The 20,954-nt window shown below is 56.7% G+C and carries 20 protein-coding genes and 2 pseudogenes; 11 read left to right on the top strand and 11 right to left on the bottom strand.

What is annotated here, in order from left to right; genetic code table 11:
- Position 1 precedes the first annotated feature (1 nt).
- Together eefB and ABLV11_RS20055 are read right to left on the bottom strand one after the other, a co-directional pair.
- A complete protein-coding gene (gene eefB / locus ABLV11_RS20050; protein WP_049121404.1) occupies positions 2–3,109 on the bottom strand; it encodes a multidrug efflux RND transporter permease subunit EefB in 3,108 nt (1,035 codons plus the stop codon).
- Positions 3,109–4,233: an efflux RND transporter periplasmic adaptor subunit gene (locus ABLV11_RS20055; RefSeq protein ID WP_004107028.1), complete on the bottom strand. Its 1,125-nt coding sequence runs from the start codon at positions 4,231–4,233 to the stop codon at positions 3,109–3,111. Before ABLV11_RS20055 ends, eefB begins: the two co-directional genes overlap by 1 nt.
- A 452-nt stretch (positions 4,234–4,685) precedes the next feature.
- Between ABLV11_RS20055 and ABLV11_RS20060 the strand changes: the two genes are divergently transcribed.
- On the top strand, positions 4,686–5,102 hold the full coding sequence (locus tag ABLV11_RS20060) for a GNAT family N-acetyltransferase (RefSeq protein ID WP_004107025.1): 417 nt from the start codon (positions 4,686–4,688) through the stop codon (positions 5,100–5,102).
- Positions 5,103–5,280: 178 nt separating this feature from the next.
- Here ABLV11_RS20060 and ABLV11_RS20065 read toward each other — a convergent pair whose 3' ends face one another.
- Entirely contained in the window at positions 5,281–5,928 is a 648-nt protein-coding gene (locus ABLV11_RS20065) for a TetR/AcrR family transcriptional regulator (protein ID WP_004107023.1), read from the bottom strand.
- Positions 5,929–6,008: 80 nt separating this feature from the next.
- On the opposite strand from ABLV11_RS20065, the gene ABLV11_RS20070 reads away from it, so the two are divergent.
- On the top strand, positions 6,009–7,505 hold the full coding sequence (locus tag ABLV11_RS20070; protein WP_126487972.1) for an MDR family MFS transporter: 1,497 nt from the start codon (positions 6,009–6,011) through the stop codon (positions 7,503–7,505).
- Here ABLV11_RS20070 and ABLV11_RS20075 read toward each other — a convergent pair.
- The gene (locus tag ABLV11_RS20075) at positions 7,502–8,416 is read right to left on the bottom strand and encodes a LysR family transcriptional regulator (RefSeq protein ID WP_126487975.1); all 915 of its coding nucleotides are present in this window, start codon (positions 8,414–8,416) and stop codon (positions 7,502–7,504) included. The genes ABLV11_RS20070 and ABLV11_RS20075 overlap by 4 nt on opposite strands.
- Before the next feature lie 102 nt (positions 8,417–8,518).
- Between ABLV11_RS20075 and ABLV11_RS20080 the strand changes: the two genes are divergently transcribed.
- From ABLV11_RS20080 to ABLV11_RS20095, 4 genes are all read left to right on the top strand, one after another.
- The gene (locus ABLV11_RS20080) at positions 8,519–9,145 is read left to right on the top strand and encodes a pyridoxamine 5'-phosphate oxidase family protein (RefSeq protein WP_126487978.1); all 627 of its coding nucleotides are present in this window, start codon (positions 8,519–8,521) and stop codon (positions 9,143–9,145) included.
- Positions 9,145–9,615 (top strand): nuclear transport factor 2 family protein, encoded by a 471-nt coding sequence (locus tag ABLV11_RS20085; protein WP_126489671.1) that lies wholly within the window; start codon positions 9,145–9,147, stop codon positions 9,613–9,615. The genes ABLV11_RS20080 and ABLV11_RS20085 overlap by 1 nt, the downstream gene beginning before the upstream one ends.
- 256 nt (positions 9,616–9,871) lie before the next feature.
- A complete protein-coding gene (gene nlpA, locus ABLV11_RS20090; protein WP_017145214.1) occupies positions 9,872–10,681 on the top strand; it encodes a lipoprotein NlpA in 810 nt (269 codons plus the stop codon).
- Positions 10,682–10,705: 24 nt separating this feature from the next.
- Positions 10,706–11,566 (top strand): DMT family transporter, encoded by an 861-nt coding sequence (locus ABLV11_RS20095; protein ID WP_004116528.1) that lies wholly within the window; start codon positions 10,706–10,708, stop codon positions 11,564–11,566.
- Here the strand turns inward: ABLV11_RS20095 and ABLV11_RS20100 are convergent.
- Positions 11,558–12,112: an NUDIX hydrolase gene (locus tag ABLV11_RS20100; RefSeq protein ID WP_004116525.1), complete on the bottom strand. Its 555-nt coding sequence runs from the start codon at positions 12,110–12,112 to the stop codon at positions 11,558–11,560. The two genes, ABLV11_RS20095 and ABLV11_RS20100, sit on opposite strands and share 9 nt — an antisense overlap.
- Before the next feature lie 169 nt (positions 12,113–12,281).
- Between ABLV11_RS20100 and ABLV11_RS20105 the strand changes: the two genes are divergently transcribed.
- Positions 12,282–13,061 (top strand): MBL fold metallo-hydrolase, encoded by a 780-nt coding sequence (locus tag ABLV11_RS20105; RefSeq protein WP_126487981.1) that lies wholly within the window; start codon positions 12,282–12,284, stop codon positions 13,059–13,061.
- A 14-nt stretch (positions 13,062–13,075) separates the two neighbouring features.
- Positions 13,076–14,029: pseudogene (locus tag ABLV11_RS20110) on the top strand (helix-turn-helix domain-containing protein).
- Here ABLV11_RS20110 and ABLV11_RS20115 read toward each other — a convergent pair.
- From ABLV11_RS20115 to ABLV11_RS20130, 4 genes are all read right to left on the bottom strand, one after another.
- Entirely contained in the window at positions 14,026–15,075 is a 1,050-nt protein-coding gene (locus ABLV11_RS20115; protein ID WP_064372365.1) for an NAD(P)-dependent alcohol dehydrogenase, read from the bottom strand. The pseudogene ABLV11_RS20110 and the gene ABLV11_RS20115 sit on opposite strands and share 4 nt — an antisense overlap.
- A 158-nt stretch (positions 15,076–15,233) precedes the next feature.
- Entirely contained in the window at positions 15,234–15,536 is a 303-nt protein-coding gene (locus ABLV11_RS20120) for a putative quinol monooxygenase (protein WP_023321791.1), read from the bottom strand.
- Position 15,537: 1 nt separating this feature from the next.
- A complete protein-coding gene (locus ABLV11_RS20125) occupies positions 15,538–16,545 on the bottom strand; it encodes a zinc-binding alcohol dehydrogenase family protein (RefSeq protein WP_126487985.1) in 1,008 nt (335 codons plus the stop codon).
- A gap of 112 nt (positions 16,546–16,657) precedes the next feature.
- Positions 16,658–17,125, bottom strand: coding sequence for a DUF3237 domain-containing protein (locus ABLV11_RS20130; RefSeq protein ID WP_004106996.1), 468 nt, complete (start codon positions 17,123–17,125; stop codon positions 16,658–16,660).
- A 187-nt stretch (positions 17,126–17,312) separates the two neighbouring features.
- Between ABLV11_RS20130 and ABLV11_RS20135 the strand changes: the two genes are divergently transcribed.
- Positions 17,313–17,918: a shikimate kinase gene (locus ABLV11_RS20135; protein WP_126487987.1), complete on the top strand. Its 606-nt coding sequence runs from the start codon at positions 17,313–17,315 to the stop codon at positions 17,916–17,918.
- Positions 17,919–18,075: 157 nt separating this feature from the next.
- Here the strand turns inward: ABLV11_RS20135 and rhuM are convergent, their stop codons facing one another.
- On the bottom strand, positions 18,076–19,113 hold the full coding sequence (gene rhuM / locus ABLV11_RS20140) for a RhuM family protein (protein WP_126487989.1): 1,038 nt from the start codon (positions 19,111–19,113) through the stop codon (positions 18,076–18,078).
- Between the two features lie 124 nt (positions 19,114–19,237).
- Positions 19,238–19,524: pseudogene (locus tag ABLV11_RS20145) on the bottom strand (SymE family type I addiction module toxin).
- Between the two features lie 129 nt (positions 19,525–19,653).
- Between ABLV11_RS20145 and ABLV11_RS20150 the strand changes: the two are divergent.
- Positions 19,654–19,821, top strand: a complete 168-nt coding sequence (locus ABLV11_RS20150) for a YlcI/YnfO family protein (RefSeq protein ID WP_126487991.1) — start codon at positions 19,654–19,656, stop codon at positions 19,819–19,821.
- 36 nt (positions 19,822–19,857) lie between these two features.
- A complete protein-coding gene (locus ABLV11_RS20155) occupies positions 19,858–20,478 on the top strand; it encodes a hypothetical protein (RefSeq protein WP_126487993.1) in 621 nt (206 codons plus the stop codon).
- Positions 20,479–20,954 lie beyond the last annotated feature (476 nt).

The raw sequence follows: 20,954 nt of genomic DNA on the forward strand, positions 1-20,954 counted from the left end.
CTTACTCCTGAGAAGAACGATGGCGGGTGAAGAAGCGTTTCACCAGCACAAAGAACAGCGGCACGAAGAACACCGCCAGCAGCGTCGCGGTCAGGGTTCCGCCGATAATCCCGGTACCGATCGCCACGCGGCTGTTGGCCCCGGCTCCGGTGGCGATCGCCAGCGGCAGCACCCCGGCAATAAACGCCAGCGAGGTCATCACAATAGGTCGTAGGCGGGTCTGCGCGGCGCGCATGGCGGCACGCGACAGGGAATAGCCCTCTTCCACCGCCGATTCGGCGAATTCGACGATCAGGATGGCGTTCTTCGACGACAGGCCGATAGTGGTTAACAGCGCCACCTGGAAGTAAACGTCATTGTTCAGACCGCGCATCCATGCCGCCAGCGCCGCGCCGAGCAGCCCAAGCGGGATCACCATGATCACCGAGAACGGTACCGACCAGCTCTCATACAGCGCCGCGAGGCACAGGAAGACCACCAGAATCGAGATGGCGTAGAGGCTCATCGCCTGGCCGCTGGCGAGTTTTTCCTGCAGCGACATGCCGCTCCATGCCCAGGTGGTACCGGCCGGCAGGTCATTGGCCAGGGCTTCCATCTTGTCCATTGCCGCGCCGGAGCTGAAGCCGCTGGCGTTTTCGCCCTGGATTTCAAAGGCGGCGGAGCCGTTGTAGCGCACCAGGCTCTCCGGGCCGTATTGCCAGCGGGTGGTGGCGAAGGCGGAGAACGGCGTCATGCTGTCATCGCTGCCGCGTACGAACCATTTACCGAGGTCGGACGGCACGGCGCGGGCGTCGCTTTCGCCCTGGATATAGACCTTCTTCACGCGACCGCGATCGATAAAGTCGTTAACGTAGGTCCCCCCCCAGGCGCTGGAAAGAGTATCGGTGACATCGCTTAACGACAGCCCGAGCGACACGGCTTTGTTATTATCGATATCCACCTGCAGCTGCGGCATTTGCGGCAAATCGTTGGCGCGTACCGACTGCAGCTCGGAACTTTGATTCGCCGCGGCCAACAGCTGGCTGCGCATTTTCATCAGACTGTCGCGATCGGTGCCGCCGCTGGCCATCAGTTCGAAGGTGAAACCGTTACTCTGCCCCAGTCCATCTACCGACGGCGGGGTCATGGCGAACAGGGTGGCGTCGCGAATGCTGCCGAGCTCTTTGGTGGCGCGCAGGGCGATGGCCTGAGCGGTATTTTCTTCGCCTTTACGTTCGGACCAGTTTTTCAGCGACACGAAGGCCATCCCGGCGTTTTGTCCGCTGCCGCTAAAGCTAAAGCCGTCAACGGTAAAGATCACGTCGGTATTGGCTTTCTCTTTTGTCAGGAACCAGTCGGTGACCTGGCGGCGAACCTCGGCGGTGCGTACCGCCGTTGCTCCGGCGGGCAGCGTGTACTGGACCATGATTTCGCCCTGATCCTCCGTCGGCAGGAAGCTGCCCGGCAATTTCCACATCGCCAGCGCCATGCCGCCGCAAATCAGGGCAAAAGCGCCCATCATCATCGCCGAGCGACGCAGGCCGCCGACAACACGATGCTGATAGCCCTGCTCGGTGCGTCCCCACAGGCGGTTAAAGGCGCCGAAGAAACCTTTGGTATGCGGTTTCGAATGGCTCAGCAGCGCGCCGCACAGCGCCGGGGTTAAGGTTAAGGCGACCACTACCGAGAGCATCATCGCCGAGATAATGGTCACTGAAAACTGGCGATAAATCACCCCGGTTGAGCCGCCGAAGAAGGCCATCGGCAGAAATACCGCCGAGAGCACCAGGGCAATGGCGATCAGCGCGCCGGAGATTTCACCCATCGATTTTTCGGTGGCTTCGCGGGCGGGCAGCCCCTCGTCGCGCATGATACGCTCGACGTTTTCCACCACCACGATGGCGTCATCCACCAGCAAGCCTATCGCCAGCACCATCGCAAATAGCGTCAGGGTGTTGATCGAGTAGCCGAACAGCGCCAGCACGCCGAAGGTGCCCAGCAGTACGACCGGAACCGCCACCGCCGGGATCAGCGTGGCGCGGAAGTTTTGCAGGAACAGATACATCACGCAGACCACGAGGATTATCGCCTCGAATAGCGTCTGAATCACATCCTCCACCGAGATTTTGATGAACTCGGTGCTGTCTTTCGGGTAAGCGATATCGTAGCCCTGCGGCATCTGGCGCTGGAACTCGGCAATCTTGTTTTTTACCAGCGTCGCGGTATTCAGGGCGTTAGCGCCCGGCGCCATCATTACCGCGATCCCCGCAGCCGGATGGCCGTTAAGATTGGCGGAAGCGGTGTAATCTTCGCTGCCCATTTCAACGCGGGCGACGTCGCTCAGGCGCACCACCGAACCGTCGCTCTTGCTCTTGACGATAATCTCTTTGAACTGGGCGACGGTTTGCAGCCGCGACTGAGCGCGTACCGTGGCGGTGAGCTGCTGCGCGTTGGAGGCGGGTAGCGCGCCGATTTTACCGGCGGACACCTGTACGTTCTGCGCCTCTATAGCCGATTGCACATCGGATGGCATCAGCGAATAGGAGGCCAGTTTGGTCGGGTCCATCCAGATGCGCATGGCGTATTCGGCGCCGAACACCTGCAGACTGCCGACGCCTTCTATACGCGCCATCGGATCCTGCATGTTGCTGACCAGCCAGTCGGAGATATCGGAGCTGGTGGCTTTGTTGTTTTTGTCATACACCGCGAGGATCAGCAGGAAGCTGCTCTGCGATTTCTCCACCGTTACGCCAGACTGCTGAACTTCGCTCGGCAGACGGGATTCCGCCTGCTGCACTTTGTTCTGCACTTGAACCTGGGCGGTATCCGGATCGGTACCCTGCTCGAACGTGACGGTAATGCTGACCGAGCCGTCGGAGCTGCTGGTGGATGTAAAGTAGAGCAGGTTATCCAGTCCGGTGAGCTGCTGCTCAATCACCTGGGTGACGCTGTTTTCCAGGGTTTCCGCAGAGGCCCCGGTGTAGGTGGCGGAGATTTTTATCGCCGGCGGCGCGACGTCAGGATACTGGGCGACCGGCAGGGTGCGGATAGCCAGAATCCCGGCGAGCATAATCAGAATGGCGATAACCCAGGCGAAGACCGGGCGTCGCACGAAGAAACGGGAGAACATCAGGCGTTGCCTCCGTCATTTTTGACTTCGGCGGCTTTGACCTGCTGGCCCGGCGCCACTTTGCCGGTTCCTTCGACAATCAACCTGTCGCCGCTCTTCAGGCCGTTGACGATGAGCCATTTGTCGCCGTAGGTTTCGCCGGTTTCCACGCTGCGCTGTTCAACCTTGTTATTAGCGTCAACCACCAGCGCGGTGGCATCGCCTTTGGCATCGCGGGTGATGCCCTGCTGCGGGGCGAGGATCGCATCGTTCATAATGCCTTCGTCTATGCGGGCGCGAACGAACATACCGGGCAGTAGCACATGCTGCGGATTGGGGAAGACCGCGCGCAGCGTGACCGATCCGGTCGATTCATCTACCGCCACTTCGGTCAGCGCCAGGCGGCCTTTTTCGCTGTAGGTGCTGCCATCTTCAAGGGTCAGGGTCACGTTGAGCGTATCGCTGTTGCTCGCCAGGCTTTGCTTACGCAGGCGCAGCAGATCGACGCTGGATCGGGTGAGATCGACGTACATCGTATCCAGGCCGCGGATCGTCGCCAGCGCGGTGTCCTGATCGGCGGATACCAGCGCCCCCGGCGTGACGGATGAGATCCCGATGCGCCCGGCAATCGGCGCGGTCACGGTGGTCCAGTTCAGGTTGATACGCGCGCTTTCCAGCGCCGCTTTTTTCGACTCGACGCTGGCTTTATCCTGATTACAGGTCGCTATTGCGTCATCGGCGTCCTGACGGGAGACGCCGTTATCTTTGACCAGCACCGCATAGCGCTGGGCTTTTTGACAGTCGGCGGTCACCAGCGCCTGGGCCTGTTTCAGCGATGCGGCGGCTTCGTTAAACGTTGCTCGATAGCTTGACGGGTCGATTTGGTACAGCGCCTGTCCGGCTTTGACCATATCGCCTTCGGTAAACAGGCGTTTTTGCACGATCCCGCCCACCTGCGGGCGAACTTCAGCGCTAAGCGAGGCGGTGGTGCGTCCGGTCAGGCTGCTTACCACCGGGACAGGTTGCCCCTGCAGAGTGACGACGCCGACTTCCGGCGTCATCTGCTGCGGGGAGGAGGTTTGCGCATTATCGCACCCGCTAAGGAGAAATAATGCTGCTGCGATGGGGGCTATAGTGTATTTCATTATATTTTCTCAGGATGAACGACGTCCGCCCCGCAAATTCACTGGCGGGGTGATGGGCCGGGCGATGATGCATCTCCGGGCAAGCACAAATAACAAAGTGGGAAATAAATATTCCTGTTTGCAGTAAATAACTCGGTGAATACCGCTATTGATTGCGCGGTTTTTCCGAGATTTTCCTGTGCGGCGAATACGGCATCAGACGGCGGTTACAGGCTCTGAACCGAGTAGTCATGCCTGCTACAGGCTATTTATCACGGGTTTCTCCATGGTTTAAGATGATGAGAATGATCGTTCTCATTTTTTCCATTATACGTCTGAACCGAATGATGGGAAGATTTTTTACACAAAATTTAGTGCAGGGAATTTAGTCAGGAAATAATGGAGAAAAAAAGGATATTTTGTGAAAGTAGGGTGGTGAATGGTCTGTGAAAAATAAAAAATGGAGATAATCAATGGCATTAATAATAACAGAGAACATTAATCCTACCGATCAAGAAGAGCTGCTGGCGGGCCTGCGGGAATACAATTTGCGCTTTCTCGACCCGGCTCAGTTCGGCGAGCTGGGCGTTTATTCACGCGATGAAGCTGGCGCGATGCGCGGCGGGTTGATTGCCAAACGCAAAGGCAGCTGGCTGTGCATTGAGTATTTGTGGGTCAGCGAAGCTTCGCGCGGCAGCGGCCTGGGCAGCGAGCTGATGTATGAAGCGGAATCTCAGGCGCGGTCGCGTGGCTGCAGCCATATGCTGGTGGATACGTTCAGCTTTCAGGCGCTGCCGTTTTATCAGAAGCTGGGCTATCAGCTGCAGATGTCGCTGCCGGATTTTCCGCACGCGGGTATGCAGCGCCATTATTTATCGAAAGTCTTGTAAATCTGGCTTCAGGAGACCATCCCGGAGGCGGCGCTGTGCGCCTGTCCGGGCTACCCAATTGCAGACGGCTGTGAACCGGGTTAAATCCCCCGGATGGCGGCTGCGCTTATCCGCGCTACTCAACCGCAGACGGTTATAAACCTGTAGCCCGGCTAAGCGCAGCGCGAGCCGGGGGGAATTAGCCGCCGATGCCATTGTCTGTCAACGCCAGGGCATGGCTGACAATCATCTCCCGGTCTACCGATTTTAACCGCGGATCGGTGTGGGTGCGGGAGAACGGCACCAGCACCAGGCTTATCAGAGTGGTAAACAGCAGCTCCGGGGAGAGCGCCGGATTAAGCTTGCCCTCCCGCTGCCAGCGGCGCACCGTCTCCAGCATCTTATGATACTTCTCATCGCCAAAACGCGCGTGCATATGCTGGCGCAGCACCGGCATCTCGCCGATGATCTCTTGCATCCACAGCGGCGCGAACCACGCGTTTTTCTCCGCCATGGTCGCCAGGGTTTTAATGAGCAACGTAAAGGCGGTGACCGGATCGTCGCCGTGCGCGACAAAAATCTGTCCGATCTCGCTGCGTAGCGGCATAAAGCGCTCTTCAACCAGCTTTTCCACCAGCGCTTCGCGCGAGCTGAAGTAGTAGTGCAGCATCGCGGGCGTCACCCCCGCCTCTTTAGCAATGGCGTTCAGCGAAATTCGGGCGATCCCGTGGCGTGCAAACAGCGCCAGGGCAATATCCATCAGCTGTTCGCGGTTGGCGGAGCCGGATTTTTGCCCGCGCGGACGACCGGGACGACGCGGCGCTTCGTTGTCTTTTTGTGCTGACATCTTGTGGCGATCCCTTGACCAGATTCATCATTTCCCTAAATATTAATTATGCATTTAATTAATTTCAAGCGAGTGATGCTATGACATCTGAAGTCGCCACCCAACCGGCGGTACCCTCGATCCGCCTGCTCTTCAGCGCCCTGCTGCTGGTGATGCTGCTCTCGGCGCTGGATCAGACCATCGTCTCCACCGCGCTGCCGACCATCGTCGGTGAACTTGGCGGGCTGGATAAGCTTTCCTGGGTGGTCACCGCCTATATCCTGAGTTCGACCATCGCGGTGCCGCTGTATGGCAAATTTGGCGATCTGTTCGGGCGCAAAATTGTCCTGCAGGTGGCGATTGTACTGTTTCTTGCCGGTTCCGTTCTTTGCGGGCTGGCGCAAAATATGACCCAACTGGTGCTGATGCGCAGCCTGCAGGGGCTGGGCGGCGGCGGCCTGATGGTGATCAGTATGGCGGCGGTGGCTGACGTTATCCCTCCCGCCAGACGCGGCCGCTATCAGGGACTGTTTGGCGGCGTCTTTGGCCTGGCGACGGTCATCGGGCCGTTAATTGGCGGCTTCCTGGTGCAGCACGCCTCCTGGCGGTGGATTTTTTATATCAACCTGCCGCTGGGGCTGTTTGCGCTGCTGGTGATCGGTGCGGTTTTTCACAGCAGCAACAAACGCAGCCAGCATCAGATCGACTGGCTGGGAGCGATCTATCTCAGCATGGCGCTGCTGTGCATCATCCTGTTTACCTCCGAGGGCGGCAGCGTCCGCGCGTGGAGCGACCCGCAGCTGTGGTGCATCCTGGCGTTTGGTCTGGTCGGGATCGTTGGCTTTATTCATGAAGAGCGGCTGGCCAGCGAGCCGATTATTCCGCTCTCCTTGTTCCGCAACCGCAGCTTTTTGCTGTGCAGCCTGATTGGCTTTGTTATCGGCATGGCGCTGTTTGGCTCGGTGACCTTTCTGCCGCTCTATTTACAGGTGGTCAAAGAGGCGACGCCGACCGAGGCGGGCCTGCAGTTAATTCCGCTGATGGGTGGCCTGCTGCTGACGTCAATCATCAGCGGGCGCATTATCAGCCGCACCGGCAAGTATCGCCTTTTTCCGATTATCGGCACTCTGCTGGGGGTCATCGGCATGGTGCTGCTGACGCGCATCACTATTCACTCCGCGATGTGGCAGTTGTACCTGTTTACCGGGGTGCTGGGGGCGGGCCTGGGGCTGGTGATGCAGGTGCTGGTGCTGGCGGTGCAGAACGCGATGCCCGCGCAGATGTACGGCGTGGCGACCTCCGGGGTCACGCTGTTTCGATCGATTGGCGGTTCCATCGGCGTGGCGCTATTTGGAGCGGTGTTTACGCATGTGCTGCAAAGCAATCTCCAGCGCCTGCTGCCGGAAGGCGCGCAGCTGCCGAGGGCGCTGAACCCGGCGGCGGTGCAGAATCTTCCGGCGGAGATTCGCCTCGATTACCTGGATGCCTTTGGGTCCGCTATTCATGCGGCGTTTCTGATGGCCGCCTGCATTATGGCGGTAGCGTTCGCGCTCTCCTGGTTCCTGAAAGAAGCGCCGTTAAAAACCACCGCAGGCTAGACGGCGGCGGCAATACGTAACAGCGCCTGGCGCAGTGCCGGTGTGGCAAAATCGATAAATTTACGCAGCTTGAGCGGAGCCAGATCCCGGGAGGTGTACAGCAGGTGCACCGGCACAGGTTCCGGCTCCATCGCTTGCAGGATCATCCGTAATTCGCCGCGGGCCAGGCCATCGATCGCCTGGTAATGCAGCAGTCGGGCCACGCCGACTCCCTGGCGGGCAGCCTCGGCGGCGCTCTCCGGCGTGGTCAGTGACAGCACCGGCTGCAGCACCACCAGCCGGTCCTCCGCCTCTTCGGCGTGAAAGCGCCAGCCGCGGTAAGGCATCGGTGATTCAATACCAATGATCGGTAGCGCGGCCAGCTCGCGCGGGCGTTGTGGTATGCCGTATTTTTCCAACAATGCCGGGTGGGCGCAGGTCACGATGCGCATCTCGCCCAGCCGGGTGGCCACCATCCCGCTGTCCGGTAGCGGGCCGATACGTACCGCTAAGTCAATATGGTCGCCCACCAGGTCGGCATTGCGGTCGCTGAGCAGCAAACGGACGCGAATCTGCGGGTAACGAGCGAGAAAATGGGCGACTATCGGTAAAACATGCAGGCGTCCAAACATGGTTGGGGCTGAGAGAACCAGTTCGCCTTTTGGCTCCTGATATTCACCCGCCGCCTGGCGCTCGGCGCGCTCTACCTCTTCCAGAATGCGCCGCACGGCGGCGACATAATCGACGCCGGCATCGGTCAGCGTCAGCTTGCGCGTAGTGCGGATCATCAGGCGTACGCCGAGGGTATTTTCCAGTTCGCCAATCTGGCGACTGACGGTAGTCAGGGGCATATTTAGCGCCCGCGCAGCCCCCGACATGCTGCCGAGTTCGGTCACTTTTACCAGCAGCGCCATCGCGCTAAGTCGGTCCATAATTATCCCGTTTTACGGAAAGATGATTGTCATATTCCCACTATTATCTTTTCTGCCAGCACAGTCCATGATGAGTTACGCCGCAACGCATCGGGAGGATCTATGCCAGCAGAATTTCTTGATATCGCCATGACGCCGGACGTGATGGATGTCCAGCATGAAATGGGCAGCGATGAGCTGTGGCAGGCGCCGCATCGCCAGCGCCGGGGTGAGCGCTTCGGCGCCAGCGAGGAGGCGATGATTGTCACCCGCGACAGCTTCTATCTGGCCACCCTTTCGCAAACCGGCTGGCCCTATGTTCAGCATCGCGGCGGTCCGGTGGGCTTTCTGCATCTGCTGGATGAAACCACCCTGGCGATGGCGGATTTTTCCGGTAATCGCCAGTACATCACCACCGGCAACCTGCGCGGCAGCAATCGAGCCTGTCTGTTTTTGATGGATTACCCGCGGCGTGCCAGGCTGAAAATCTACGCCACCGTAGAGGTAGTGGCGGGGGAGGCCGACCCGCAGCTGCTGGCGCGGGTGGCGCCGGAGAACTATCGGGCCCGGATTGAGCGCATTTATCGTTTCCGCTTACAGGCTTTTGACTGGAACTGCCCGCAGCATATTACTCCGCGCTACACCGCCCGACAGGTGGCGGAGTATAGCCAGACGCTGCAACAGCGCATTGACGAGCTGGAGCGGGAAAATCAGCGTCTGCAGCAGCGTATTCATACAGGAGATTCATGATGACCGAACAACGTCCGCCTCTGCCGCCGTTCACCCGCGAGAGTGCTGCGCAAAAAGTCCGTGCCGCTGAAGATGGCTGGAACAGCCGCGATGCCGCTAAGGTCGCGCTGGCCTATACCGTCGATAGCGAATGGCGTAACCGCAGCGAATTTGTTCACGGCAGAACGCAGATTATCGACTTCCTGCAGCGCAAATGGCGTAAAGAGCTGGAGTACCGGCTGATTAAGGAACTGTGGGCGTGGAGCGATAATCGTATTGCGGTACGCTTTGCCTATGAGTGGCACGACGACAGCGGCAACTGGTTTCGTTCATACGGCAACGAAAACTGGGAGTTTGATCGGCACGGCCTGATGCAGACGCGCTACGCCTGCATCAACGATCTGCCGATAACCGAAAGCGAGCGTCTGTTTCACTGGCCCCAGGGCCGTCGTCCGGACGATCACCCGGGGCTGAGTGAGCTGGGGCTGTAAGGCGCTGTTCTGCGGAACGAGCCTCACCGTTGAAGAGATCCCCGGAGGCGGCGCTGCGCACCTGTCCGGGCTACTCGATCGCAGCCGGCGGTGAATCCGTAGCCCGGGCAGGCGCATCGCGCCGCCCCCGGGAGAAAGGGGGAAGATGATTTTATTTCCGGTTGCGGTTTTTGCGTTTAAAACCTCCCCACAAAGTCGTTATAGTTTCAGACGAAAAAATAATAACGATCTTCTATGGACTGACGGGGTGATAACAATGAAATTGCGTTTACGGACAGCCGCCGCCGTGGTGCTGGCGGGCCTGCTGCTGGCGGGCTGCGACCAGAAGGGCAGCGATGCGAAACACATTAAAGTCGGCGTGATTAACGGCGCGGAACAGGATGTGGCGGAAGTGGCGAAGAAAGTGGCCAAAGAGAAATATGGCCTCGACGTTGAGCTGGTGGGTTTTAGCGGCTCGCTGCTGCCCAATGAGTCCACCAACGCCGGCGATCTGGACGCCAACGTCTTCCAGCATCGCCCGTTCCTCGAACAGGATAATAAAGCCCACAACTATCACCTGGTAGCGGTAGGCAACACCTTCGTCTTCCCGATGGCAGGCTACTCGCGCAAAATTAAATCCGTCACCGAGCTGAAAGACGGCGCGACGATTGCCATACCGAACGACCCGACCAACCTGGGCCGCGCGCTGCTTCTGCTCCAGCAGGAAAAGCTGATTACCCTCAAAGCGGGCACCGGCCTGCTGCCGACGGCGGTCGATATCACCGACAACCCGCATAACCTGAAAATAATGGAGCTGGAAGGGGCGCAACTGCCGCGCGTTATCGACGACCCGAAGGTCGACGTAGCGATCATCAGCACCACCTACCTGCAGCAAACGGGCCTTTCCCCGGTGCGCGACGGTATCTTTATTGAAGATAAAAACTCGCCCTATGTGAACATCATCGTGACCCGCGAAGACAACAAAGACGCGGAAAACGTCAAAGCGTTTATCCACTCCTACCAGTCGCCGGAAGTGGCGAAAGCGGCGGAGACGATCTTTAACGGCGGCGCGGTGCCCGGCTGGTAATCACTCACACAAGGAGACGTGGCGATGACCCGGCAACGCCAGGCTGATTTGCTGCTCATAGCCGCGACGGTTATCGCCGCCTGCGGATGGATTTTTTCCCGGGAAGCGATTGCCGGTATGCCGGTTTTCGCTTTCCTCGGTCTGCGCTTTTTCTTCGCCGCGCTGCTGCTGCTGCCTTTCTGCCGCGGCTTTCGCGTCGGCAGGGAGCACTGGCCGCGCATTATAATCAGCGGTCTGTGGTTTGCCTTAAACCTGTGCCTGTGGATCTACTCGGTATCGACGACCCCGTCGCTGGGCGAAGGGGCGTTTATCATGAGCCTGTCGATGCTGTTCGTGCCGCTTACCGCCTGGGTGATGATGAAGGCGAGGCCGGCGCGGGCCTACTGGGAGTGCCTGCCGATAGCGGTTGTCGGTCTCGGCTTGCTCAGCCTGCATATGCCGATTGCGTTTCACCCCAGCCAGGGTTGGTTTCTGCTGACCGCGCTGGTGCAGTCGATCTGGTTTTGCTACACCAGCAAAAGCGCCCGCGAGGTGCCGCTAATCCCGCTGACCACCGTGCAGCTCGGCATTACCGGGATTGTTGGACTGGGGGTCTCCGCCGCCGTCGAAAGCTGGGATCAGCCGTTTACGCTGCCGACCTTCGGCTGGCTGCTCGCCAGTATCGTTATCGCCACCAGCCTGCGCTTCGGCCTGCAAATGAAGGGGCAGAAGTACGCGGCGGTCGCCAGCGCGGCGATTATTATGGTGCTGGAGCCGCTGCTGACGGTGATTGCCGCGGCGCTGTGGTACGGCGAACAGCTACCGCTGCAGAAAATTATCGGCGGCCTGCTGATCCTCGTCGCTCAGCTATGGTTCCGCTGGCGAATGCTGAAGCCGCTACGCTAAACCGGTACGCCGCTGCGCCATCAGATGCAGCAGCGGCACCAGCGATAGCCCGTCCGGCATATCGCCGCGGGCGATCATCTGGCCTATCTCTTCGAGGGTAAACCAGCCCGTTTCCATCACTTCGTCCTGGTCTTCATCCATTCCCACCCAGGCCAAATCGCGGGCCAGCCAGGTAATAAACAGCTGATCGCTGCTGCCGTAGGAGGGGTTATAGCGGATAATTTCTTCAGCGTGCTGCGCCTGCCAGCCGGTCTCTTCTCGCAGCTCCCGCAGGGCCGCCTCGCGCGGGTCTTCGCCTTCATCGACGCCGCCGGAAGGAATTGCCCATACCACCCGATCGATCAGGTAACGGTAGTGGCGAATCAGCAGCACTTTGTCATCCTGCATCGCCACAATCCCTACCGCCGGGTGCGGGTAGTGAATAGAGTAAAAATCCCGCCGATCGCCGGGCGCCATATCAATCCCAACCTTGCGCATACTGAACCACGGACAATGCGCCAGAACTTCGGCATCATGCAGGTCGTCGGAGGTGAGTTTCTTCTTCATCGTCGCCACTGTTTCTGAAAAATGAGCCTTCAGCACACCATAGCCGGGCGGCGATGGCAACCGTCGCAGATTGGCCCGATTTCATCGTTCATTGCCCAAACGCCCATATTGCGCCAGGCTTGTGGGACGTACGATGTTCAGCAGATGACCGCGAAGAGGAATGAACATCATGAAAATCACCCATGTGCGTAATGCCACCCAGCTTATTGATTATGCGGGTAAAAAGTTTCTCATTGACCCGATGCTTTCTGCCAAAGGCGCCTGGGCGGGCTTTGCCGGTACCGCGCGCAGCGAATTGCGTAACCCGCTGGTGGATCTGCCTTTTTCCATCGAAGCGATCGTTGACGTGGATGCCGTGATTGTTACCCACACCCATCAGGATCACTGGGACGAAGCGGCGATCGCCGCGATCCCCAAAACCCTGCCGGTTTACGTCCAGCATGAGGCCGACGGACAGCTACTGCGCGGGCAGGGCTTTCGCGATATTCGTCTGCTCTCTGAGGACAGCGCGTTTGCTGACGTTGCGCTGGTAAAAACCACCTCGGGCCAGCACGGCAGCGACCGCACCTATGCGGTGCCGGCAATGGCCGAGCGCCTGGGCGAAGCCTGCGGCGTGGTGCTGCGCCATCCGCAGGAGAAAACCCTGTGGCTGGTGGGGGACTCTATCTGGCGCGATGAAGTGGAAGCCGACATGCTCAGGCTGCGCCCTGAGGTGGTGGTGCTGAATGCCGGGTATGCGCACGTCATCGGTTTTGGGCCGATCATCATGGGCAAAGAGGATGTGCTGAAGGCGCACTTCACCCTACCGGAAGCCAAAATCGTCGCCAGCCATATGGAAGCGGTGAACCACTGTCTGCTGAGCCGCGATGAGCTGCGCCAGTACGTGGCTGACAATCAGATTGCCGGGGCGGTCAGCATCCCGCAGGATGGGGAAAGTATGGTCTTTTAGAAGCGGAGCGGGCGATGAAACTGACGGAAGTGGCGATTGTGGCGGTGGACGGGTTTAGTCCGTTTCACTACTCGGTGCCCTGTATGCTGTTTGGCGATACGGTCTCGGAAACCAAACGCTTTAACCTGCATATTTGCGCCGAACACCCCGGGCTGCTGAACGCTCGCGACGGCTTTGCGCTGAACGCCAGCGGCGATTTTTCCACTCTGGAGCAGGCGGATATTGTGGTGGTGCCTTACTAGGGGGCGGTGAATCAGCGTCCACCGCAGCCGCTGCTTGACGGCCTGGTTCGCGCGCGTAACAACGGTGCGCAGATCGTCGGCCTGTGTCTCGGGGCGTTTGTGCTCGGCTACGCCGGGCTGCTGGATGGCAGGCGTGCGGCGACCCACTGGGAGTTTGAGCAGGATTTTCAGCACCTGTTTCCGCAGGTGCGGCTGGATATCAACGCGCTGTACGTTGACGATGAGGGGATCATCACCTCGGCGGGCACCGCGGCGGCGCTCGACTGCTGCCTGTATCTCATTCGCCAGCGCTTCGGCAGCCTTGCCGCCAATCAGATCGCCCGGCGGATGATCGTCCCGCCGCACCGGGAGGGAGGACAGGCGCAGTTTATCGCTCAGCCGGTACCGAAAAACACCCGCGACGCGCGGATAAACGGTCTGCTTGAGTATCTTCAGCAGCATATCCGCGAATCGCATAATCTCGATTCGCTGGCGCAGGTGGCGGCGATGAGCCGCCGTACCCTGACCCGCCATTTCGCCAAAGCGACCGGTATGGGCATTGCCGACTGGCTGGCCGCCGAGCGCCTGCGGCGCAGCCAGATCCTGCTGGAGGCCGGGGATTTACCCGTCGGGCAGGTGGCGGAGGAAGTGGGCTATCGCTCCGCCGTAACCTGGCGTCAGCAGTTTAAAGCGCGCTTTGGCGTCAGCCCGGTGGAGTGGCGGCGCACCTTTCGTCGCCGGGCTTAGCCGCCGAGCGTGGCGCTGTCGATGACGAAACGGTATTTCACGTCGCCTTTAATCATCCGCTCCCAGGCCTCGTTAATCTGGTCGCCGCGAATCAGCTCAATATCGGCGACGATGCCGTGCTCGGCGCAGAAATCGAGCATCTCCTGAGTTTCCGGGATGCCGCCGATCATCGATCCGGCAATTGACCGGCGGCGGAAGATCAGATTAAACACTTCCGGCGAGGGATGCGGCGTAGCGGGCGCGCCCACCAGCGTCATGGTGCCGTCGCGTTTGAGCAGGGTGGTGAAGGCATCGAGGTTATGCGGCGCCGCCACGGTGTTAAGTATAAAGTCGAAGCTTTTCAGATGGGCGGCCATTTCGTTTTCGTTGCGCGAGACCACCACTTCGTCCGCGCCCAGCTCTCGCGCCGCGTCACGCTTGGATTCCGAGGTAGTAAAGGCCACCACGTGGGCCTCCATGGCGTGGGCCAGCTTGATGCCCATATGCCCCAGCCCGCCGATGCCCACGATGCCGACTTTTTTGCCCGGCCCAACGTTCCAGTGGCGAAGCGGCGAGTAGGTCGTGATACCCGCGCACAGCAGCGGCGCGACGGCGGCCAGCTGTTCTTTGGGATGGGATATGCGCAGCACGTAGCGCTGATGAACAACGATCTGCTGGGAGTAACCGCCGAGCGTGTGGCCGGGCGCATCCTGCGTCGGGCCGTTATAGGTGAGCACCATATGATCACAGTAGTTTTCCAGCCCGTCCCGGCACTCCTCGCACTCTTTACAGCTATCGACCATACAGCCGACGCCCACCAAATCGCCAACGGCGTGACCGGAGACGCGGCTGCCCACGGCGGTCACCCGGCCGACGATTTCATGACCCGGTACGCAGGGATAGAGCGTCCCTGCCCACTCGGAGCGCGCCTGGTGCACATCCGAGTGGCAGACGCCGCAATAATCAATGGCGATCTGCACATCATCCGGCCCCGGCTCGCGGCGGGTGATGGCCATAGACCCCAACGGCTGGCTGGCCGAATTCGTTCCAATAGCGTTGATTTGCATAGCAAAACCTCTTCTACATAATGGCGTTGAATAAAACGGAGGGGGAGAGCGTTTTTTGAGCGGCAGGATCAAGCGTAGCCTGGTTGAGGCGCGATGGGAGGGGGAGAGCTCAAAGGGTTAAAGATGGGCTCACCCCCGCAAACGGAGTGCAGAAAATATCAGGGCGCGACGGGCGTCAGATAATCCAGCCGCAGCGGCCCGGCAAGCAGGCTATCCATCTGCGCAATAAAAGCCTGGAAGTGCGGCAGGGCGATATGCGCGTCCAGAGCCTCCTGATTGCGCCAGGATTCGCGCATATAGAACGTATCCGGCGCATCGCGCAGCTGAAACAGGGCGTAATCAAGATTGCCCGGCTCCTGACGCGTGGGCAACAGGAGCGCCCGCAGGGCCTGGCGCAGCGCGTCGTTGTAGCCCGGTTTCGCCGTCAGCACCGCGAGAAGTGAAATCGCCTCGCCGCTCATCTTAAAAGCCCTCCAGCACGATTTTGCCCACCGAACGCCCGGTTTCCAGCTGCGCGTGCGCTTTTTGCAGGTTGGCGGCGGTGATGGCGCCGTAGTGCTCGCCGAGGGTGGTCTTAATGGTGTTGTCGTCAATCAGCGCCGCCACGCGGGTCAGCAGCTGATACTGGGCGATCATGTCCGGCGTTTCGAACATTGAGCGGGTAAACATAAATTCCCAGTGCAGGGAGATGCTTTTCGCCTTCAGCGGCACCACGTCGAGGGTTTGCGGATCGTCGATTAGCGCCAGCTTGCCCTGCGGTGCGAGAGCGGCGATCAGCTGCGGATAGTGCTGGTCGGTATTGGTCAGGCTGGCGACGTGGGTTACCGCTTTGACGCCAATCCGCGCCAGCTCTTCAGCAAGCGGTTTGCTGTGATCGATAACATGATGCGCGCCCGCTTCCCGTACCCATTTCTGGCTTTCCGGACGCGAGGCGGTGCCGATAACCGTCATACCGGTGAGCTTGCTGGCGAGCTGGGTCAGTATCGAACCGACGCCGCCCGCCGCGCCGACGATCAGCAGCGTGTCGCCCGCGTTGCCGCCTTCCTCTACGCCAAGGCGGTGGAACAGCAGCTCCCATGCGGTGATGGCGGTGAGCGGCAGCGCGGCGGCGGCGGCGTTATCCAACGAACGCGGTTTGCGGGCGACGATGCGTTCGTCCACTAACTGAAACTCGCTGTTGCTGCCCGGACGGCCCAGCGCGCCGGCGTACCACACTTCATCGCCCGCGGCGAACAGGGTTACCGCGCTGCCGACGGCTTTAACTACGCCAACCGCGTCCCAGCCCAGCACGCGCGGGGTATCGGCGTTAAAGCCGGCGCGGACTTTGGTATCCACCGGGTTGACGGAAATGGCCTTCACTTCAACCAGCAGATCATGCCCCTCGGCAACCGGCTGCGGCAGCTCGATGTCGGTTAAAAAAGGAATGTTGCTGCCTTCGGTCGCTGCGCGAGTAATGGCGATCGCTTTCATACACTCTCCGGTTTTGAATGAGGTTCATCGTTTGAATGTATTGAGGATAGACCGCGGCACGTGGGGGAAAAATGGCCCGGCGGCGATAACAGTTATATTGAAAAAGTGAAAATCAGCGGACGCGATAAAAATCGAGCGTTACGCCGTCCTGGGAGCGGCCGCCGGAACAGATAAACAGCGAGGTGGTGAGCCAGCGCAGCGCCGGCGCATCCACTTCGAAAGTCGGTACGGTACGAAAATAGATCGCTTCCGGCGGTATATCGCTAAAAAAGCGCATATCGTCGCCAAAAAGACGTTCTTTATACTCTTCGGGTAGGCGGCGAATGCCGTTGTTTTCAATATATACCGTGCCTCCTTCCACGTGTAAGGCATAGCGCGCGGAGAGGCGGCAGGTGCCGTCAGGCTCGATGATCTGGCTGTCGACGCCGCCGGGTAAGACGTGTCCGTTGAGCTCACCGCGTACGATTCCGCTGAGGATAGGGATCAGCTGACGTTTCCCGCTCTGCGGGCTGCGGGAAACGATGACCGGTTTGTCGACCTGAATGGTGATAGAGAAGCTGTGTTTGAGTTCGGGTGTCATCATTGGTCTCCTTTTTAAGCCACGTTATCCCGTTAGTGTAAGGATTTAAAGGTGAAGGGAATAACGCAAACATTGGATGGAAATGATTGGCTGGGGAGATGAAAGTGAACAAAAAACGGCCGCGATCGCGGCATTATTTGGCGTATTCTGTTGACATAATGCTTTCACACGGACGCGAGGAATAAAGATGAATACGCTATTTCTGATTGGCCCCGGCGGGGTGGGAAAAAGCACGGTTGGAGCGCTGCTGGCGCAGGCGATGAGCTACCAGCTTATCGATCTCGATAGCGAATTTTGCGAACGGATTTTAAATATTCGACAATATATTCAGTGTAATGGATACGAACGTTATGTGCGTGATAACGCCGCGCTATGCTCTCGCCTGCTGGCGGAGAATCCGCATGAAAAACGAGTGGTGGTGCTCTCCTCGGGATTTCTTGCCACCGATGTCTGTCCGGAGATTGTCGCCGGGAATCGACAGCTTGTGCGGCAGACCGGGTATTCCATCCTGCTATTGCCTTCAGAGGATATTGATATCGCTACGCGCATAGTGGTCGCGCGCCAGCTGATGCGCGGCTTTGGTCTGGTCGAAGAAAAAGAAGAGATAAAGTTCCGCCAGCGCTTTAGGGAATATTGTGCATTATGCGATTGCCGGGTGATTTCGTCTGAGGAGCCGGAGAGGGTGGCGGAGCTGGTGCGGGAGAAGGTGGCTGCGGAACAGCGGAAACAAAAAAGCCTGGAGGCGATGCGTGAGCTGAGTGAACTATCACAGAAGTTGGGATTGTATAACTAAACGCCATGCAGCGCAGCTCTGTGGGAATTACACAGGCCCAAAGATAATCTCGCATCGTGTAAGGCCGGGCAAGGCGCCGCCCGGCAGAAAGGTGAGCACAGCAGATAAAACAGGTTTAGCCAAATGATTTTATTCGTGAGAATTGGAATCCTCAGTGCTACTTTTTAGGCTCTGTTTTCCACTGTAGCAAAGCAGCAATATCCTTCTCACCCTCGGCTTCCTTTAAACGCCGCTGTTGCTCGGCAAACTGACTATATTCCGCCTGTGCTTTTTCATCTGCCATTTGCTTACTCACTTTACCTGCACCTTGCAGAACCTCGCGGTCGTTAAATTGCAGAAACTGATCCAGCTTATCCTGCCAGTCGCGTAAAAAGACCTGACGACGACGACGGGCCTGATCCTCGGCAAAATCCAGCCACATGTTAACCACGCGATTAAGTTCGCTGACCTCATCCTGAGAGAGATAATTTTTTGCCACCGTCACGTCCCCCTTATGCACCTCTTCACCTTTATAGCTGGTCAGTCCCATATGCGGTTGGCTAGCGTCAGCACGCTGATGAATGAGTTCAGCAGCGGTATGTCCGGTACAGGCAAAATGCAACTTGTTCTGGATGGTTTGAAAAAACTGCGCGGTTTCTTTTAGCGATGGTTGATAGTCGGCGGCTAATGCAAATATCTCTCGTACCCGCAAATAAACCCGGCGTTCGCTGGCGCGAATATTTTGGATGCGCTCCAGCATCTCATCAAAGTAATCGGGTACAGCCGATGAACCAACGGACGGATTTTTCAGCCGCTCATCGTCCATCACAAAACCTTTGATCAGATATTCCTGGAGCGTCTGGGTTGCCCACTGGCGGAACTGAGTGCCGCGAGGGGAGCGAACGCGATAGCCAACGGCAAGTATTGCTTCGAGGTTATAGTGTTCTATCTCCCTGGAAACTTGGCGTTTTCCTTCCTGGCGAACCATCCGGAATTTCCGGATGGTTGAGTTTTGAGCAAGCTCACCCTCAGAAAAAATGTTGATTAAATGCTCATTAATGGTCCGCACATCTTTAGCGTACAGATCAGCCATTGATGCTTGAGATAACCAGATTGTGTCCGACTCGAAGCGGCATTCAACGCGTACTCTCCCATCACCGCTGGCAAACATAACAAATTCACCTGCCGGGGACGACGTTAAGTGTTCATTTGCCATATAGCCTCCGGGTTAACCTGCTTTGGTTCGCATAGTATGTCAGAAGAGCTTAAATTTCATTAGACGGTCGATTAACCCGGCGTCATTTGGGAGCGGCTATCAAGAAGGCGAAGATTTCTGGGCGTCAGACGAGATGAAGCGTGTTGTTGACGCTTTTAAAGGATTGCTGAATTTGTAGTAGCTCCGCTTTCAGCATTTCTTCCTTATCGCTCTGCGGCAGCAGGACAATACAGCCATCCATTACCTTAACCGTGAAGCGCTTTCCGGTATCGAACCCCGCAGCACGTAACCACTTGCCGGAAAGGGTGGACTTGGTGTACTGGTGTCCCGACCTTGCGGGCGATATCCCACAATCAGGTGACGCTCTGTTCCGGAAACGGCAAAGTCTGGGGTAGAATGCGAATCAGCCATAATCAACTCCTTGATAGTTGGTGTGGTTAGACGCTCATCAGTGTTGCCGCACTTATGGGCGTCGCTTACTTTAAAGTTTCATGTGGTAGGTACCATATGGATGCACATTTAATCAGAGTGGTACCTACCATGCAAGAGAAAAAGAAACCTAATTTCGATCGAAGCAAAAGCACCACAAAGAACATCCGTTTTGAAGATGAACTTTTGGAACAGATTGAGAAAACTGCTGGAAAGGGGAATTTTAGTAAGTGGGTGAAAGAGGCTTGTAAGATGAGGTTAGAACGTAAAAGTAATTAATAAACCTACTTTCTGTTTTTATAGGTAATTGAAGTTATGGATATTTTGATAAACACAATATTTACTCTATCAGGTTTTTTATTGGGAATTATATACTCATGGTGGAGTAATTGTAGAGCTGAGAAAAAACATAAATTAAATGTTATTCGCCACTTATCAACGCAGTTTGAGAAAAGTGAGTTGATTTTAAATAGTATACAGAGTGAGTTTTATTTTTGGGTTGAGATACTTAAGAATGGTGGTTTGAGTAAAGGAGTAAAAAGTCCGGGGCTTCAGGGTATAGATAATATAACTGTATTTAATAACGACTTTATAAAATCTGAAAGATTATTTAACTCAGAAGAAAAAAGAATAATCTCAGACTATATATCGATTAACAATGTCCTTGCTCATCATTATTTGAGGTTAAATGAATATATTCATGATAGTAACTTTGTTAAAGTTATTTTTCAATTACAGGTTTTATTAGTACAATGGTTTGGATATGTTGAAACAATGCATGTGATTAGTAGGAATATTTCAGCTAAAACTAAAGATTATAGTTTTAAACCTGCTGGAGAAGGAAGTAAATATTATGCGGGATTGTATGGTATAAAATATAAAGAGATTAATAACATTGTTAATGATATCTATAATGGGAAATTACCACAGTATTAAAAATAATTGAAAATGACTATTATATGATAATTTTATTTCCGGTATACTAACATGCCGCAATATACTACTTTTTTGATTGAGTTGGGTGATTCACTCTGGGAAAGTCTATAATTAAATCATATAGACTATCATGGAGATAGAAACACTCTAGTGAAAAAAGTTAGTATTCCTTATAGGATTGCTTTGTTTTAATGTAATTAGGATGATTTTGGTACTTTCCTGGGGTAGTGAACTAAACGGAATTTTTTGATGTATCGAATGGCTATAGGAGGATAATTGGCGATCACAGGAGTCAAAAAACATGCGTAACAGCATGTTTTTATTGCTTTAAAAATATATAACACATCAATAATATACACACCCCTATACACATGAGCGGATGTACTCATCTTTCGCACAAGCTCAAACTACGAAAAAAACTTTTTTTACGGAAAACTATTCACACTGTTCACTCACCATTATTTATCTTTAATTTC

Source organism: Klebsiella sp. GW_Kp181 (assembly GCF_040062315.1).
Lineage (GTDB): Bacteria > Pseudomonadota > Gammaproteobacteria > Enterobacterales > Enterobacteriaceae > Klebsiella > Klebsiella oxytoca.